The 1,197-nt window shown below is 64.9% G+C and carries 1 protein-coding gene; it reads right to left on the bottom strand.

The window, feature by feature from the left end:
• Positions 1 to 392: 392 nt before the first annotated feature.
• A complete protein-coding gene (locus ABZ806_RS45110) occupies positions 393 to 794 on the bottom strand; it encodes a hypothetical protein (RefSeq protein ID WP_500226154.1) in 402 nt (133 codons plus the stop codon).
• Between the last annotated feature and the right edge of the window lie 403 nt (positions 795 to 1,197).

Here is a 1,197-nt window from a genome sequence, read left to right as displayed (position 1 = left end):
GGCGACGCCGTCACCAGGCCCGATCCCAGGCCAGCCACTACCACCGACAAGCCACTCAAGCATGAAGATCGCGATCTACAACTGGAGTACTAGGCTCGTATGCGGCTACTTGAGCGACCTCGCTGCCCGGCCCCGTGGTGCGCCCGCACGGACGGCGAACGGTGTGACGGACGGCTTCGCGCAGGTACGCCCCCAGCCCGCGGGGCCTGAGGCCCGGAGGCCGCCGCTTCGCGCTCGCTCAGCCGACCTATCCGACTGCTCGTCACCACCTCGATGCGAACCATCGGCACACCCAACGACGCCCCGACCATGCCTACGCTCTCAGCTTGCAGGTGACCGGTGACCCGTCTTGCCTTTTCGGAAGGCGTTGGCTGCCGGAGCGCGGCGGGGGTTCACCCGTCGTAGGGGCGTTCGCGGGTGTGGACGGACGGGCCGTCGAGGACGGTGTCCGGGTAGCCACTGACCTTTGAGCTGACCTGCATTTCGATCTGCTCGTGGCTTCCGTCGGCGTAAGTGAGTACAACCACAAACGCGATAAAGGTGCCGTCGATGCCCGACCTGGTCCACAGAACACGCCCAACGTCGAAGATCACAAGAGGTGAACCGCTCGACAGGAAGTCCTTGCAGTTAGCATCCTCCAGCCCCGAGTCTTCGTCCTGCATGGCGCAGGCCTGCGTCCAATCGCGACGCCGAACCAGGTCGAGATAGGTGACCAGAGCCGCGCGAGCTCGTGCCTGTTCCCGTTGCTCCGCAGCCTGGCCGCCGGCGACGAAGTGCCACACCATGATGCTCACGCAGATGAGAAGAAAGATCATGGGTGCGGCGAGCACTGCGGACCGGCGTGGGCGTGCCATGGGCGGCGATCTTACGTGGGCGGGAGCCTCCGAACGCAGGCGTCGCCCTCAGGGTAGCCGTCCAAGAAAACCCCGAACCATGGTCGGTCCGGGTCCCTTGGCTGGTCATCTCTGGTGGGCAGGGGCGGGGGCGAACCGCCGACCTTCCGCTTCTCAGCTATAGCAACCTCCCTGTCGGATGGGAGTCGGCCGAGGTTGGACGGCTGTCGGCGTGCGCGCTCAAGTTGGGCTGGTTGCCTCAGTTGTTGTTAGCCTCGGGCTTTCACCGGGCGGTGGGTCGAGAGTGACCGTTTAGATAAGAAAAGTGCCTCTGTGCTGGGAGGATAGGGCTTGTTGAGGGTCC

Origin of the sequence: Spirillospora sp. NPDC047418 (assembly GCF_040643275.1) — a bacterium.
Taxonomy (GTDB): domain Bacteria; phylum Actinomycetota; class Actinomycetes; order Streptosporangiales; family Streptosporangiaceae; genus Spirillospora.
Note: the sequence above shows the minus strand (reverse complement) of the source record. Positions and strands in the feature narration are given on the sequence as shown.